The sequence below is a fragment of the Cupriavidus pinatubonensis genome (genome assembly GCF_019602855.1).
GTDB classification, from domain to species: domain Bacteria; phylum Pseudomonadota; class Gammaproteobacteria; order Burkholderiales; family Burkholderiaceae; genus Cupriavidus; species Cupriavidus pinatubonensis.
In genome coordinates this window covers 2,612,495-2,627,012 of record NZ_CP080767.1, presented here as the reverse complement: position 1 = coordinate 2,627,012, position 14,518 = coordinate 2,612,495, and the positions used below count along the sequence as shown (strand labels likewise).

Sequence of the window (14,518 nt, the reverse complement as noted above, 5' to 3'; positions counted from 1 at the left end):
TCTATAATGGCGTGCATCGCACCGCATTTTCTGAACCTGTCCAAGCCATATGGAAACCAACAACGCCCGTGATCGCATCTTTGCCCGTATCCGCGCCGCGCAGGGGCGTTCGCCCAAGGTGACCAGCGGCGAACGCGAGGCCGTGGCCGACTATCTGGCGCGCCATCCGCAGGGGCCGCGCCCGACGCCTCGGCCGGACCGTACCGAAGCGTTCATGGATTGGGCGCAGCGCATGGCTTCCACAGTCGATCGCGTTGCCACGCTCGACGACGTGCCTGCCGCAACGGTGTGCTTCCTCGACAGCCTGAACCTCGCGCATCGCGCCGTGGCGTGGGATGCGTTCGGCGCGCTGCCATGGCAGGAAAGCGGCATGACGGTCGAATGCCGGCCTCCGGTGCGCGATCCACAGGCCGATCACGACCATGGTGACCTGGTCGGCATTACCGGCTGCTTCTGCGCCATTGCCGAAACCGGTTCGCTGATGCTGCTGTCTGGGCCCGAAACGTTTGCCTCGGCCGCGTTGCTGCCCGAAACGCATATCGCCGTGGTGCCCGTATCGCGCATCGTCGACAGCCTCGAAGACGCTTTTGCACTGGTGCGCAGCGAACGCGGCGAGCTGCCGCGCGCAACCAATATCATCAGCGGTCCGTCGCGTACCGGCGACATCGAGCAGACCATCGTGCTCGGTGCTCACGGGCCGTACCGCGTCCACGTGATCCTGGTCGACCAGGCCTGATCTCGCCGCGCCTGTCCGGCCGGCGCCGCGCGGGACGCAGTGGCGCCTGATTTACACTGGCATGTTCACGCGCGAGGCGCCGGCATTGCCGCAGGGGAAACTCCGCTGCGGTAATGCCGGCCACGTGCACTGTCAAAAGGAGAGCCCATCTGATGCAACGCGCCCGCGTGCTGTTGCCGCTGCCGGCAATGCTGGCCATCGTTCCTTCGCTATCCCACGCCGCCGACGTCGACGGCGCGACCCTGTCCGCTTGGTGGGGGTTGCCGTTCGCCGGCGTGTTGCTGTCGATCGCGCTGGTCCCGCTGCTCGCGCCGCGGTTCTGGCACCACCACTACGGCAAGATCGCGGCGGTCTGGGGCCTGCTGTTCCTGCTGCCGTTTGCCGCCGTATTCGGCATACATGCAGCGCTGGCAAGTGCTGTGCATGCGTTGCTCGGCGAGTACATCCCGTTCATCGCGCTGATCGCGGCGCTGTATATCGTTGCTGGCGGCATCTGCGTGCGCGGCAACCTGCATGGAACGCCGCGCCTCAATACCGGCATCCTGGCGCTGGGTACGTTGCTGGCCAGCTTCATGGGTACAACGGGCGCGGCCATGCTGCTGATCCGTCCGCTGCTGCGCGCCAATGACAACCGCCGCCATGTGGCCCACGTGGTCGTGTTCTTCATCTTTCTCGTGGCCAATGCGGGCGGGGCGTTGACGCCGCTCGGCGACCCGCCGCTGTTCCTGGGGTTCCTGCAAGGCGTGGATTTCTTCTGGACCATGCGCAATATCCTTCCAGAGACGCTGTTCCTGTGTGCCGCGCTGCTTGCGATCTTCTACCTGATCGATCGCCACTACTTCCTCAACAAGGAAGAAGCGCTGCCCGAGCGCAGCGATCCGACGCCAGACACGCGGGGCATCCGCATTGAAGGCAAGATCAATTTCGTGCTGTTGCTCGCGGTGGTGGGACTGGTGCTGATGAGCGGCCTGTGGAAGCCTGGCATTTCGTTCGACGTGCTCGGTACCGAGGTGCCGTTGCAGGCGGCGGTGCGCGACGTACTGCTCGTGGTGGTGGCGATCGTCTCGCTGCTGGTGACGCCGCACACCGCGCGCAGCGGCAACGAGTTCAGCTGGGAGCCGATTCTTGAGGTGGGCAAGCTGTTTGCCGGCATCTTCCTGACAATCATTCCTGTCATCGCCATGCTCAAGGCGGGTACCGATGGTGCGTTCGCCGTCGTGGTGCGGGCCGTGAGCGATGCCCACGGTCAGCCCGTCGACAGCATGTACTTCTGGGCAACCGGCATACTTTCTTCATTTCTGGACAATGCGCCGACCTACCTCGTGTTCTTCAATACCGGCGGTGGCGACGCCGCCACGCTGATGACACGCGACGCGTCGACACTTGCCGCGATCTCGGCCGGCGCGGTGTTCATGGGCGCCAATACCTATATCGGCAATGCGCCGAACCTGATGGTGAAGGCCATCGCAGAAAACCGCGGCCTGCGCATGCCCAGTTTCTTCGGCTACATGCTATGGTCTGGCTCCATCCTGTTGCCGCTGTTCCTGGTGATGACGTTCCTCTTTTTCCGTGTGTGATGCCATGAAGCCGTCCATTCTTGTCACCCGTGCCATTTTTCCCGATGTCATCGACCATCTTGCGCAGTACTTCGAGGTCGACGACAACCAGCAGGATGTCGTACTCGACGCTGCGGCGCTCAAGGCGCGTCTGGCCGGCAAGGCGGGCGTGCTCACCAACGCTGGCGACCGCATCGATGGCGGCGTGGTCGCCGCACTGCCCGACCTGCGTGCCGTCTGCAATATGGCGGTCGGCTACAACAACCTCGACATCCCCGCGCTGACGGCGGCGGGCATCGTCGCCACCAATACGCCCGATGTGCTGACGGAGACCACGGCCGACTTCGGCTGGGCGCTGCTGATGGCCACCGCGCGCCGCGTGACCGAGTCCGAGCACTACCTGCGCGATGGCAGGTGGCAGCGGTGGAGCTACGACATGCTGGTCGGCATGGACGTGTACGGCAGCACGCTGGGTATCCTCGGCATGGGGCGGATCGGCCAGGCGCTCGCACGCCGCGCGGCCGGGTTTGGCATGACCGTGCTCTATCACAACCGCAGCCAGCTGCCCGAGGCGACCGAGCGCGCGCTCAACGCGCGCTATGTGAGCAAGGCCGAGTTGCTGCAGCAGTCCGATCACCTGGTGCTGGTGCTGCCATACGGGCCGGAAAGCCACCATGCCATCGGCGCCACGGAGCTGACCCAGATGAAGCCGACGGCCACGCTGGTCAACCTTGCGCGCGGCGGTATCGTCGATGACGAGGCGCTGGCCCATGCGCTCAAGACTCGCCGCATCTTTGCCGCAGGCCTCGACGTGTTCGAAGGCGAGCCCGATGTCCATCCGGACCTGCTGACCGTGTCGAACGTGGTGCTGACGCCGCACATCGCCAGCGCATCCGAGAAGACGCGCCGCGCCATGGCGATGCTGGCCGCGGACAACCTGATCGCCGCGCTCGACGCCGGTCCCAATGCCGGCCATCCGCCTTCGGTGATCGACCCTGCCGTGATGGGGCATCGCCGCTGAAGTTTTACTCATGACCTGGATTCCCTTGCTGACGCTGGGCGTAGCGCTGCTGGCGCTCGCCCTGCTTGTCGTTCTGCTGCTGCGCCAGCAGGCGACACCTACCGCGGCTGACGAGCTGATGCGCGAGCTTGCCGATACTCGAACCGATAGCCAGCGCGGCATGGAGCGGCTCGAGCGCGAACTGCGCAACGACGTGGCCGAAGCCGCGCGCGGCGGCCGTTCGGAGTCTGCCCAGCAGATGCTGCGCTTCCAGCAGACGCTGTCGTCGCAACTGACCAGCATCGCAACGCTGCAGAACAACCAGATCGACACCTTTGCCCAGCAGCTCGCCAAGCTGACGGAATCGAACACGCAGCAGCTCGAACACGTCAGGCAGAACCTGCTGCTGCAGGGGCAGCAGGCGCGTGACGAGCAGGCGGTGTCGCTGCGCCGCTTTGGCGACGGCCTGCAGCAGCAGCTTGCGCAGATGTCGGAAGCCAACGAACGCCGGTTGGCGGAAGTCCGCGCGACGCTCGAGCAGAAGCTGCGCGATATCGAGGCGAACAATGCCGCCAAGCTGGACGAGATGCGTCGGACCGTCGACGAGAAGCTGCATGCGACGCTGGAGCAGCGGCTTGGCGAATCGTTCAAGCTGGTTTCCGAGCGGCTCGAACAGGTGCATCGCGGTCTTGGCGAGATGCAGATGCTCGCGCAGGGCGTGGGGGACCTGAAGAAGGTGCTCACCAACGTGAAGTCGCGCGGCACGTGGGGCGAGGTGCAGCTAGAAATGCTGCTCGAACAGATGCTGACGCCGGATCAGTACGGCAAGAATGTGGAAACTGTGCGCAACTCGGGCGCACGCGTAGAGTTTGCCATCCGTCTGCCGGGCAAGGATCCCGCACAGGGCGTGGTGTGGCTGCCGATCGACGCCAAGTTCCCCAAGGAACAGTACGAGAGGCTGCTCGATGCCCAGGAGCGTGGCGATGTCGACGGCGTGGCTGCCTTTGGCCGCGAACTCGAAGTGGCACTGCGGCGCGAGGCGCAGGCCATCTCGGAGAAGTACCTGTCGCCGCCGGCCACGACCGACTTCGCGATCCTGTTCCTGCCGACCGAAGGCCTGTATGCTGAAGTGTTGCGCCGGCCTGGGCTGACGGACGTCATGCAGCGCGACTACCGCGTGACGGTGGCGGGGCCGACGACGCTGACGGCCTTGCTCAACAGCCTGCAGATGGGCTTCCGTACGCTCGCGTTGGAAAAGCGGTCGAGCGAGGTGTGGGAAGTGCTGGGCGCCGTGAAGACGGAATTCGGGAAGTTCGGGGAAGTGTTGGCCAAGACCCGCGATACGCTCGAACGCGCGGCGCGGAATATCGAGCAGGCCGAGGTTCGCACGCGCCAGATGGCGCGCAAGCTGCGGACGGTAGAGGCTTTGCCTGGCGAGGCTGCGCAGCAGTTACTGGGCACGGCCGTGCCCGAGGTGCCGGAAGACGCAGGCGGCTGAGACCGGTCGGCGCGTGATGCGCGCCGGCCTTCGGGGGGCTGATCAGTGCTCCGCTTCTTCGGGAGCGAGTTCGCGTACGTGGACTTCGATGCCGCCAAAACGCGCGGCGACCCAGTTGTAGGCTTTGCAGGCGAGCCACAGCAGCCCGAATCCGATCAGCGCGTTCAGGATCAATGCACTGAACACGGTAATGCCGGGCAGGTCGCCGTAGCGGACGAACGCGACAAACAGGCCCAGCGAGACGATCGGCACCGAAAAGCACAGGTAGACCAGCACCAGCGCGCGGGCGGTCTTGACCGGGTGGAGGTAGGCAATCTCCTGATTCATGACGGGGGAGGACATTGTTTCAAAATCGTGCGGCAAGTGTAGCGATTGCCCGGACGCAAGCATAGTCCGGCAGAGAGGTGGCGTGCATTTCACCTGCCGCGGCTCGGCGGCAGGCATCAATATGCGGCGCAAAAACGACAGATCGGGGTGGGCGTGCGTCCTTCAGACCAGCCCGTCGAACAGCATCACGTCGACCATGTCGCCGGCCCGGACCGCACCCTGTTCATGGGCCAGCACGATGAAGCAGTTGGCCTCGCTCATCGAGCGCAGCACGCCGGAGCCCTGTTGCCCGGTGATGCGCACCTCCCACTCTCCGCCATCGGCGCGCGCAAGTATGCCGCGCTGGTATTCGGTGCGGCCGGGCTTCTTGCGGATGGCTTGGGCGCTGCGCACGCGCATCAGCGGCAGCGGCGGCACGTTGGCGCCCATCTGTCGATGCAGCGCGGCGCGCACGAAATGGTAAAAGGTCACCATGACGGCGACCGGGTTGCCCGGCAGGCCGAAGAGCAGCGCGTCGCGCCCGCCCGAAGCGATCCGCCCGAACGCCATCGGCCGCCCGGGGCGCATCGCAATCTTCCAGAACGTGACATCGCCGAGGCTGGCCATGATCTGCTTGGTATAGTCGGCTTCGCCGACCGAGACGCCGCCCGAGGTGATCACCGCATCGGCCGTCTCGCAGGCCGTGCGGAACGCGGCTTCCAGCGCCGCGGGGTCGTCGCGCACTACGCCCATGTCGATCAGATCGACATTCAGGCGCCGCAGCATGCCGTGCAGCGTGTAGCGATTCGAGTCGTAGACGCAACCGGCGTCCAGCGGCTCGCCGATCGAGCGCAGCTCGTCGCCGGTCGAGAAAAACGCCACGCGCAAACGACGGCGCACGCGTACCTCGGCGAAGCCGAGCGAGGCGAGCAGGCCCAGGTCGGCAGGCTGGATGATACGGCCGGCCTGCAGCGCGGACTGGCCGCGCGCGAGGTCTTCGCCGCGCAGGCGGCGGTTGTCGCCGGCACGCACAGTGTCCGCGGCAAAGCGGATCCGGCTGCCGTCTGCCAACACGTCGACGAATTCCTGCGGCACGACGGTATCGCAGCTATCCGGCATGACGGCGCCGGTCATGATCCGCACGGCCTGGCTCGCGCCCGGCTGGCTGCTCAAGCCGCCGCCCGCGAATGCGGTACTGACGACTTCGAGTTCCACTTGTCCTGCATCGGCGGCCAGCAGTGCACTGCTGGCGAACGCGTAGCCGTCCATTGCCGAGTTGTCGTGAGCGGGGACATCGATCGGCGAGATGATGTCCTCGGCCAGCACGCGGTCCAGCGCGCTGCGGATCGGCACTTGCTCGATGCCGCGCACGGGTTCGACCACTTCGCCGATGATGCGGTTGGCCTGGTCCACGGGCAGGGCGGTGGGATCGTAGTCGGACAGGCAGGAAATGACGGATTGCAGGGATGGCATGGTGGGAACGGGCGTTCAGCCGGCTTCGTGCGTGCGCAGCTCGTCGAGAGTGTTGATATTGGCAAAGGCGCCAGCGTCATCGAACAGGACTTCCGCCAGCCGGTGCGACGTGGCCCACGTTTCGATCTTGCGCCCGCCGCCGTTCAGGTAGGCAATCAGGTCGTCCAGCATGCTGACCGGCATCAGGCAGAACACCGGCTGGAGCTGGCGGCGGCCATCCGTATCCACGGTGACCGGGATGGCCAGCTCCGCGCCTTCGGCTTCGATGGCCTGGGCAAGCCGCGGTACGAGGTCTGCCGGCAGGAACGGAGAATCGCATGGCGCGGTGACCATCCAGCCGGTCTGGCATTGCTCCAGTCCGGCCAGCATGCCGGCCAGCGGGCCGGCGAAGTCCGGCACCGAATCGGTCACCACCGGTACGCCGAAAGACTCGTAGGCTGCCAGGTTCCGGTTCGCGTTGATCATCAGCGCACCGGTCTGCGGCGTCAGGCGCATCATCGTGTGCATGGCCATGGGCGTGCCGCGCAAGGGCTGCAGGCCTTTGTCCGTGCCGCCCATGCGGCTGCCCCTGCCGCCTGCGAGGATCAGGCCGGTAATGTCGTCGCGTGCAATCATCGGAGGAAGGGAGGTCGGCGGGTCATCCACCGATGTATGACATTTCGATCTTGCGCTCGGCGCGCGCCTGCCGTACCGCCGGGTTGCTGCGCTGCTCCGAGTAATTGTCGGTGCGGCCCTGCCAGACCTGCGCGATCGCATTCGCAACCTGCAGGTCGCTGTAGTCGCCGCGCAGCAGTGCGCGCAAGTCATAGCCTTCGGTCGCGAACAGGCACAGGTAGAGGCGGCCTTCGGTGGACAGCCGGATGCGGCTGCAGTCGCCGCAGAACGCGTGCGTCACGCTGGAGATCACGCCGATCTCCCCGCCGCCATCGCGGTAGCGCCAGCGCTCGGCGGTTTCGCCGGCGTAGTTCGCCTGAACGGCCTCCAGCGGAAAAACTTCGTCGATGCGGCGAACCACCTCGGCGGACGGCAGCACTTCATCCATCTGCCAGTGGTTGCTGGCGCCGACATCCATAAACTCGATATAGCGCACGATGATGCCGCTGCCGCGGAAGTGGCGCGCCATCGGCACGATCTCGGCATCGTTGGTGCCGCGTTTGACCACCATATTGACCTTGATCGGCGCCAGCCCAACGGCCTGAGCGGTCTCGATGCCGTGCAGCACATCGGCCACGGCAAAGTCCACATCGTTCATGCGGCGGAAGGTGACGTCATCGATGGCGTCGAGGCTCACGCTCACGCGGCGCAGGCCGGCATCGCGCAGCGACTGCGCCTTGCGCGCGAGCAGTGACGCGTTGGTCGTCAGCGTCAGGTCCAGCGGCTTGCCCGAGACGGTGTCGATGCGCGCGAGCATTTCGACGAGCTTCTCAATGTTCTTGCGCAACAGTGGTTCGCCGCCGGTCAGACGGATCTTCTCGACGCCAAGGCTCACGAACAGGCGCGCGGTGCGTTCGATTTCCTCGAAGCTCAGCAACTCCGAATGCGGCAGGAAGGTGTAGTCCTTGTCGAAGACTTCCTTCGGCATGCAATACACACAGCGGAAATTGCAGCGGTCCGTCACCGAGATGCGCAGGTCGTGCAGCGGCCGCGCACGGGTATCGGCGACCAGCCCGGAAGGCTCGACCAGCGTTTCGGGGATGCTGGGCGTCATCGAGCGGTAGCGATGATCGCGCAGGTCGAAGATCGGAATGACGGTGTCGGTCATGGCCTGTGGGTGGGCGATGCCTCCGGCGAGCAAGGCTCGGGGGAACCGGATGCATTCTGGTGCCATTCTAGCCGAGGCGGGCCACCGGCATCGGGATTGCCCATGCACGAAAAAAGGGGACGGCCTCGGCCGTCCCCTTTTATTCTCCACTGACGCGGATGTGGTGCTTAGTGCTGCTCAGCCTTCTCGACTTCGCGGGCGCTGGTCTCGACCAGGACCATCGGGCCTTCCGGCAGCGGGGGCAGCGGCTTGCGTTCACGCGGCACGCGCGGCGCCGGAACGATGCGAGCAGCCGCTTCCTGCGCGGCACGCAGCTTTTCGCTGTCCGTGCTGACCCATTCCAGGCCGGCCGTTGCCAGCATCGGCTGCAGACCTTCCAGCGACTGGGTCGACGGACTGGCCGCAGCAGCGGCAACGGTGGTCACAGGCGCGGCAACCGGGACGGCAGGCGCTGCGATAGCCACTTCGACCGCCACAGGCTCGGCTGCGGCAGGCTGCACCGCCGGTGCGGCCGGTTCGATCGGTGCCGCTTGCGGAGCCGGTGCCGGCTCGGCCATGGTCACGGCCGGGATGACAGCCGGTGCAGTTTCGACAGCCGGGGCCTCGGCAACCACCGGCGCCGCCACCTGCGTCATAGCCGGTTGGGCAGCCACTTCAGTCACGGTGACAACAGGGGCAGCGACAGCTTCCACGGCTTGGGCCGGCTTTTCAGCGGCCAGCGCGACAGGTTCCACTTCACGCTCGTCGGCCACCGGGGCCGCCACGGCCGGGGCGGCACTGGCTTCGACGGCGACGGCTTGTGCGGCATCTGCCACGACCTCGGCGGACGTGGTGTCCTCGGCGTCATCCTGCGTGCCTTGCACCGAGTCGTCGCGTTCGCGGCGATAGCGGTTGCGACCGCGGCGGTTGCGGCGGCGGCGTTCCTCGCCTTCGCCGCCTTCGGTCACGGCTTCCGCGCCTTCCGGCAGTTCAGCGCGTTGGCCGGCCGGCTGGGTGTCTTCGAACGCGGCTTCCGGCAGGCTGGCGGCGGCCTGAATGGCGGCTACCGCTTCAGCCGGCACGGCTTCGCCGGCTTCGGTTTCCCGTGCGTCGCCGCGATCACGCTGGCGTTCCCGCTGACGTTCACGGCGCTCCTGGTTGCGGTCGCGGCGGCCTTCCTGGCGCGCCTCGGCACGTTCGCCCTGTGCGGCTTCAGGCTGGCGAGCCAGCGCCGGAGTCGCTTGTTCACCCTGACGCGGCTGGCGGCCCTGGCGCTCGCCACGCGGCTCGCGCTGTTCCCGCGGCTCACGCTGTTCGCGTTGTTCGGCACGCTCGCCGCCCTGGCGCTCGACGCGCTCGCCACGCGGGCCGCGATCGCCGCGCTGGCGTTCGCCGCGCTCGCCACGCTCACCGCGTTCGGCACGTTCGGTACGTTCGCCACGCTCGGCGCGGTCCCCGCGCTGACCCTGGCCACGGCCTTCGCCACGCTGGCCGCGTTCACGACGGCCATCGGCGCTGCGCGCCTCGCTGGCGGCCGGCTTGGCCGGCTCCACGACGACCGGTGCAGCCGGGCGTGCGCCGAACAGACCCTTCAGCCAGGCGATGAAACCGCCGCTTTCCACGGGCTTGGTAGCCGGGACCGGCGGCGCCACAGGAGCGGCTTCCTGGCGCGGCGCGCGCTCGGGGCGCGGCACCGACACGGGCGCCGGCTGCTCCGGGGTGATGCCCTTGACGGCGGCTTCCTGGCGCGGCTTGGCGTCTTCCTTCTTGCGGGCGCTGTAGCTGGTGTCCGCCTCCAGTTCCTTGGCGGCGGCTTCGGCCATGCGGTAGCTGGCCATGCCTTCTTCCAGGCGCGGATCGTCGTGGCGCAAGCGCTCCAGCTTGTAGTGCGGCGTCTCCAGATGCTTGTTCGGGATCAGCAGCACGTTGACCTTGAAGCGCAGTTCGATCAGGTTGATTTCCTGACGCTTCTCGTTCAGCAGGAAGGCAGCAACCTCCACCGGCACCTGGCAGTGGATGGCGGCGGTGTTTTCCTTCATCGCCTCTTCCTGGATGATGCGCAGCACCTGCAGGGCGGACGATTCGGTATCGCGGATATGGCCCGTGCCATTGCAGCGCGGGCAAGTGATGTGCGAGCCCTCCGACAGCGACGGGCGCAGGCGCTGGCGCGACAGCTCCATCAGGCCGAAGCGGCTGATCTTGCCCATCTGCACACGCGCACGGTCGTGGCGCAGCGCATCCTTCAGGCGGGTTTCGACATCCTTCTGGGCCTTGCCCGACTCCATATCGATGAAGTCGATCACGATCAGGCCGCCCAGGTCGCGCAGGCGCAACTGGCGGGCGATTTCGTCGGCGGCCTCGAGGTTGGTGCGCAGCGCGGTTTCCTCGATGTCGGCGCCCTTGGTGGCGCGGGCCGAGTTCACGTCCACGGAAACGAGGGCTTCGGTGTGGTCGATCACGATGGCGCCGCCCGACGGCAGCATGACCATGCGCGAGTACGCCGACTCGATCTGGTGTTCGATCTGGAAGCGCGAGAAGAGGGGCACGTCGTCCCGGTACTTCTTCACGCGGTTCATGTTGTCAGGCATCACCACGCTCATGAACGCGCGGGCCTGTTCGTAGATCTCGTCGGTGTCGATCAGGATCTCGCCGATATCCGGCTGGAAGTAGTCGCGGATCGCGCGGATCACCAGGCTCGATTCCAGGTAGATCAGCAGCGGGGCCTTGTTGTCGCCTGCGGCGCCGTCGATGGCCTTCCACAGTTGCAGCAGGTAGTTCAGGTCCCACTGCAGTTCCTCGGCCGAGCGGCCGATGCCGGCGGTACGGGCGATGATGCTCATGCCGTCCGGTACCTGCAGCTGCGACATGGTTTCACGCAGTTCCTGGCGATCTTCGCCCTCGATGCGGCGCGACACGCCGCCGCCGCGCGGGTTGTTGGGCATCAGCACCAGGTAGCGGCCAGCCAGCGAGATGAACGTAGTCAGGGCCGCGCCCTTGTTGCCGCGCTCTTCCTTCTCGACCTGGACGATCAGTTCCTGGCCTTCGTGCAGGGCGTCCTGGATGCGCGCGTTGCGCACATCGATGCCTTCCTTGAAGAAGGCGCGGGCCACTTCCTTGAACGGCAGGAAGCCGTGGCGTTCTTCGCCGTAGTTGACGAAGCAGGCTTCCAGCGAGGGTTCGATGCGGGTGATGACACCCTTGTAGATGTTGCCCTTGCGCTGTTCGCGCCCGGCAGTTTCGATGTCGATATCGATCAGCTTCTGACCGTCGACGATGGCGACGCGCAACTCCTCCTGTTGCGTCGCGTTGAACAGCATGCGTTTCATCGCAATACCTCACTCCAGTGTCGCGGATTCACCGTCAAGCGGTGTCCGCGGCTATCGATGAAGCACGCAAGGGAGCGAAGCGAGGCGCGAGAATTGCCGAAAAGCGCCAGATTGCGTTGGAACACAACCGGCTGGGCGCGGGTGAAAGAAAGGCGACGACGCCGGGAGGACGTCCGCGTGGCGGGAGAGAACACCGGCTGCTGCTCTTGTCGCAGACATCCGGCGCGTTCCCGGATGCCGGTGGCGATGCGGGGCCGGCACAACTGGCGCCGGCGGCATCGCGGCCGGCCACGGAAGGCCTGGGCGCGTCAAAGAGCAAGTTTTTCGGACACGGCACTGCGGCCATTTGCCACCTGACATCTCCTGGCGGGCGCACCTACTACTTCTTGGAGTTCTGCGACCGGGCGCCGGTGTATCTAGTCAGGGGGCAGGCACCGCCTGCCGGCCGGCACCGTTTCCCGGTGCGGCGGGACTTTCTCTCACCGAAGCGGATGCCACGTGGCATCCGCCTTTGAATTCTGTATTACCTGAACACTTTGTTCCCACGTAATTGCCGGCCTTGCCGAAGCCACCTATGGGCGACTTCCTGCGCGCCGGCAACTGCGCGCGTGCTGCTTTGCCGCCATTTGCCCGTCTGGCGCTTTGCGGGTTACGCGAATAAGCGGGAGACGGAAGGGCTGGCGGCAGCCCCAAGTGTAAAATGCGATAAATCGCTTACACAGGTCTTGCGCTACCGGTCATTGGCCGGATCAGCGAGGAAATTATATTGAAAATGAATGAGTTACGCCATCAAATTGAAACAGGGACAAAGTCTGCGCCCGCGGGCCCCCAGGTGGCGTATGTCACGATTGACGAAGGCGCCGAAGGGCAGCGTATCGACAACTTCCTGCTGAAGGTTTCCAAGGGGGTGCCGAAGAGCCATATCTACCGGGTGCTGCGCTCGGGCGAGGTTCGCGTCAACAAGGGGCGCGTCGATGCTACCTACCGGCTGCAGATCGGGGATGTCGTGCGTATTCCGCCGATGCGGGTGGCGGAACCTTCACAAACGACGCGGCATCCCGTGCCGGCAGCCGACTTTCCGGTGCTGTTCGAGGACGCGCACTTGCTGGTCATCAATAAGCCGGCCGGCGTGGCCGTCCACGGCGGTTCCGGGGTGGCTTTCGGCGTCATCGAACAACTGCGCAAGGCGCGGCCGCAGGCCAAGTTTCTCGAACTGGTTCATCGACTCGACCGCGAGACGTCGGGCATCCTGGTGCTGGCCAAGAAGCGCTCGGCGCTGGTCGACCTGCACGAGCAGATCCGCGGCAACAGCATGGACAAGCGCTACTTTGCCTGCGTGGCCGGCGAATTCCCCAACAACCGCCAGCACGTCAAGCTGCCTCTATATAAGTACAGTACGCCGGACGGCGAGCGCCGGGTCCGCGTCCAGGAAGATGGCCTTCCCTCGCATACCGTATTCAGCCGGGTCGAGGCATTTCCCGGCTTCACGCTGCTGGAGGCGGAACTGAAGACCGGCCGCACGCATCAGATCCGCGTGCACTTGGCGCATTCGGGCTATCCGATCATTGGCGACGAAAAATACGGTGACTTCGCGCTCAACAAGCAACTGGCCCGCGCCGGCGCGCGGCCGGGCATCAAGCGCATGTTCCTGCACGCGCACCGGCTGACGTTTGTCCATCCGGGTACGCGCGAGCCTCTTGTGGTGGCGGCGCCACTGCCGGACGAATGCACCGGATTCCTGCAACAATTGCGCAGCCAGAGCAATCAGGGCACTCCGAAGCCGGGTGCCTACCCAGCCAACAAGGAAACCAATGGCCAGGCAACAATTTGACCTGATCGTGTTCGATTGGGATGGAACCCTGATGGATTCCACCCCGACCATCGCAAAGTGCATCCAGCTGGCCAGCAAGGACCTGGGCCTGCCGGTGCCCGATGACAGCGCTGCGAGCCACGTCATCGGCCTGGGCCTCAAGGACGCGCTGTCCTATGCCGTGCCGACGCTGGATCCGTCTGACTATCCGCGTCTTGCCGAGCGCTATCGCTATCACTTTCTGACGCGCGATGCCGAGCTGGTGCTGTTTGCCGGCGTGCGAGAGATGCTCGAAGCCCTGCACGGGGAGCACTATTTCCTTGGTGTCGCAACGGGCAAGACCCGAGTCGGGCTGCAACGCGCGCTGGCCGCCAGCGGCCTGACCCAGTGGTTCGATGCCACGCGCTGCGCGGACGAAACCTTCTCGAAGCCGCACCCGGCCATGCTGCAGGAGCTCACGCGGGAACTCGGCCAGGACATGGGCCGCACCGTCATGATCGGCGATACGACTCACGACCTGCAGATGGCAGCCAATGCCGGCGCTCATGGCATCGGCGTGTCTTATGGTGCGCATCCCGAAGATTCCTTGCGTGCAATGACCCCGCTGCACTGCGCGGGGTCGATCGGCGACCTGACCGAATGGTTGCTGGCGAATGCCTGAGTCCGGTATTGAAGGCATGGCGGCCGCCCGGTTTCTGTGCCCGGCTGATGCGCTGGTGGATGGCGGGTCCGGCGTGCGCTTCACCGTTGAACTCAACACGCGCCAGGTTGGCGCGTTCGCGGTGCGTTTCGACGGCGCCGTGCACGGCTACCTGAATCAGTGCGCCCACGTGCCCATGGAGCTGGACTGGCTGGAGGGTCAGTTTTTCGAGTCCTCGGGCCTATACTTGATCTGTGCGACACATGGGGCGATGTACGAGCCTGATAGCGGACTGTGCGTTGGCGGCCCGTGCCGGGGTGCTTCCCTGGCCAAACTGCGGATCGAAGAGCGTGACGGCAATGTATTCTGGGTGCCCGAAGCGCCATATCATCCGGCCGACACGGCGGATAACGCGTAACTTGGCCAGGGTGC

The 14,518-nt window shown here is 65.7% G+C and carries 12 protein-coding genes; 7 read left to right on the top strand and 5 right to left on the bottom strand.

All coding sequences use genetic code 11. The features are described from left to right. The first annotated feature begins 49 nt into the window (after positions 1-49). From K2O51_RS24850 to K2O51_RS24835, 4 genes are all read left to right on the top strand, one after another. Positions 50-736: a LutC/YkgG family protein gene (locus K2O51_RS24850; protein WP_220630906.1), complete on the top strand. Its 687-nt coding sequence runs from the start codon at positions 50-52 to the stop codon at positions 734-736. Positions 737-888: 152 nt separating this feature from the next. After that, positions 889-2,313, top strand: a complete 1,425-nt coding sequence (locus tag K2O51_RS24845; RefSeq protein WP_011298436.1) for a sodium:proton antiporter — start codon at positions 889-891, stop codon at positions 2,311-2,313. 4 nt (positions 2,314-2,317) lie between these two features. After that, on the top strand, positions 2,318-3,313 hold the full coding sequence (locus K2O51_RS24840; protein ID WP_011298435.1) for a 2-hydroxyacid dehydrogenase: 996 nt from the start codon (positions 2,318-2,320) through the stop codon (positions 3,311-3,313). Between the two features lie 10 nt (positions 3,314-3,323). Beyond that, the gene (locus tag K2O51_RS24835; protein WP_011298434.1) at positions 3,324-4,790 is read left to right on the top strand and encodes a DNA recombination protein RmuC; all 1,467 of its coding nucleotides are present in this window, start codon (positions 3,324-3,326) and stop codon (positions 4,788-4,790) included. A gap of 42 nt (positions 4,791-4,832) precedes the next feature. On the opposite strand, the gene K2O51_RS24830 is transcribed toward K2O51_RS24835, so the two are convergent. The 5 genes from K2O51_RS24830 to K2O51_RS24810 all read right to left on the bottom strand — a co-directional run bounded on the left by K2O51_RS24830 (position 4,833) and on the right by K2O51_RS24810 (position 11,636). Further along, positions 4,833-5,117: a hypothetical protein gene (locus tag K2O51_RS24830; protein ID WP_011298433.1), complete on the bottom strand. Its 285-nt coding sequence runs from the start codon at positions 5,115-5,117 to the stop codon at positions 4,833-4,835. Positions 5,118-5,279: 162 nt separating this feature from the next. After that, positions 5,280-6,569, bottom strand: coding sequence for a molybdopterin molybdotransferase MoeA (moeA, locus tag K2O51_RS24825; RefSeq protein WP_011298432.1), 1,290 nt, complete (start codon positions 6,567-6,569; stop codon positions 5,280-5,282). Between the two features lie 15 nt (positions 6,570-6,584). After that, positions 6,585-7,184, bottom strand: coding sequence for a molybdenum cofactor guanylyltransferase MobA (mobA, locus tag K2O51_RS24820; protein ID WP_011298431.1), 600 nt, complete (start codon positions 7,182-7,184; stop codon positions 6,585-6,587). Between the two features lie 22 nt (positions 7,185-7,206). Continuing rightward, entirely contained in the window at positions 7,207-8,331 is a 1,125-nt protein-coding gene (moaA, locus tag K2O51_RS24815) for a GTP 3',8-cyclase MoaA (RefSeq protein ID WP_041679660.1), read from the bottom strand. 167 nt (positions 8,332-8,498) lie between these two features. Continuing rightward, positions 8,499-11,636 (bottom strand): Rne/Rng family ribonuclease, encoded by a 3,138-nt coding sequence (locus tag K2O51_RS24810; protein ID WP_220630905.1) that lies wholly within the window; start codon positions 11,634-11,636, stop codon positions 8,499-8,501. 772 nt (positions 11,637-12,408) lie between these two features. Here K2O51_RS24810 and K2O51_RS24805 point away from each other — a divergent pair. The 3 genes from K2O51_RS24805 to K2O51_RS24795 are packed head-to-tail and all read left to right on the top strand — an operon-like array spanning position 12,409 to position 14,504. Beyond that, complete coding sequence (locus K2O51_RS24805) at positions 12,409-13,467, top strand: RluA family pseudouridine synthase (RefSeq protein ID WP_011298428.1); 1,059 nt, start codon at positions 12,409-12,411, stop codon at positions 13,465-13,467. Continuing rightward, complete coding sequence (locus K2O51_RS24800) at positions 13,448-14,107, top strand: HAD-IA family hydrolase (protein WP_220630904.1); 660 nt, start codon at positions 13,448-13,450, stop codon at positions 14,105-14,107. The genes K2O51_RS24805 and K2O51_RS24800 overlap by 20 nt, the downstream gene beginning before the upstream one ends. Then, complete coding sequence (locus tag K2O51_RS24795) at positions 14,100-14,504, top strand: Rieske (2Fe-2S) protein (RefSeq protein ID WP_011298426.1); 405 nt, start codon at positions 14,100-14,102, stop codon at positions 14,502-14,504. The genes K2O51_RS24800 and K2O51_RS24795 overlap by 8 nt, the downstream gene beginning before the upstream one ends. Positions 14,505-14,518 lie beyond the last annotated feature (14 nt).

Excerpts from the sequence above, each read along its gene's own strand:
- K2O51_RS24850 (WP_220630906.1), top strand. The coding sequence starts at position 50 with ATGGAAACCAACAACGCCCGTGATCGCATCTTTGCCCGTATCCGCGCC.
- K2O51_RS24845 (WP_011298436.1), top strand. The coding sequence starts at position 889 with ATGCAACGCGCCCGCGTGCTGTTGCCGCTGCCGGCAATGCTGGCCATC.
- K2O51_RS24840 (WP_011298435.1), top strand. The coding sequence starts at position 2,318 with ATGAAGCCGTCCATTCTTGTCACCCGTGCCATTTTTCCCGATGTCATC.
- K2O51_RS24835 (WP_011298434.1), top strand. The coding sequence starts at position 3,324 with ATGACCTGGATTCCCTTGCTGACGCTGGGCGTAGCGCTGCTGGCGCTC.
- K2O51_RS24830 (WP_011298433.1), bottom strand. The coding sequence starts at position 5,117 with ATGAATCAGGAGATTGCCTACCTCCACCCGGTCAAGACCGCCCGCGCG.
- moeA (WP_011298432.1), bottom strand. The coding sequence starts at position 6,569 with ATGCCATCCCTGCAATCCGTCATTTCCTGCCTGTCCGACTACGATCCC.
- mobA (WP_011298431.1), bottom strand. The coding sequence starts at position 7,184 with ATGATTGCACGCGACGACATTACCGGCCTGATCCTCGCAGGCGGCAGG.
- moaA (WP_041679660.1), bottom strand. The coding sequence starts at position 8,331 with ATGACCGACACCGTCATTCCGATCTTCGACCTGCGCGATCATCGCTAC.
- K2O51_RS24810 (WP_220630905.1), bottom strand. The coding sequence starts at position 11,636 with ATGAAACGCATGCTGTTCAACGCGACGCAACAGGAGGAGTTGCGCGTC.
- K2O51_RS24805 (WP_011298428.1), top strand. The coding sequence starts at position 12,409 with ATGAATGAGTTACGCCATCAAATTGAAACAGGGACAAAGTCTGCGCCC.
- K2O51_RS24800 (WP_220630904.1), top strand. The coding sequence starts at position 13,448 with ATGGCCAGGCAACAATTTGACCTGATCGTGTTCGATTGGGATGGAACC.
- K2O51_RS24795 (WP_011298426.1), top strand. The coding sequence starts at position 14,100 with ATGCCTGAGTCCGGTATTGAAGGCATGGCGGCCGCCCGGTTTCTGTGC.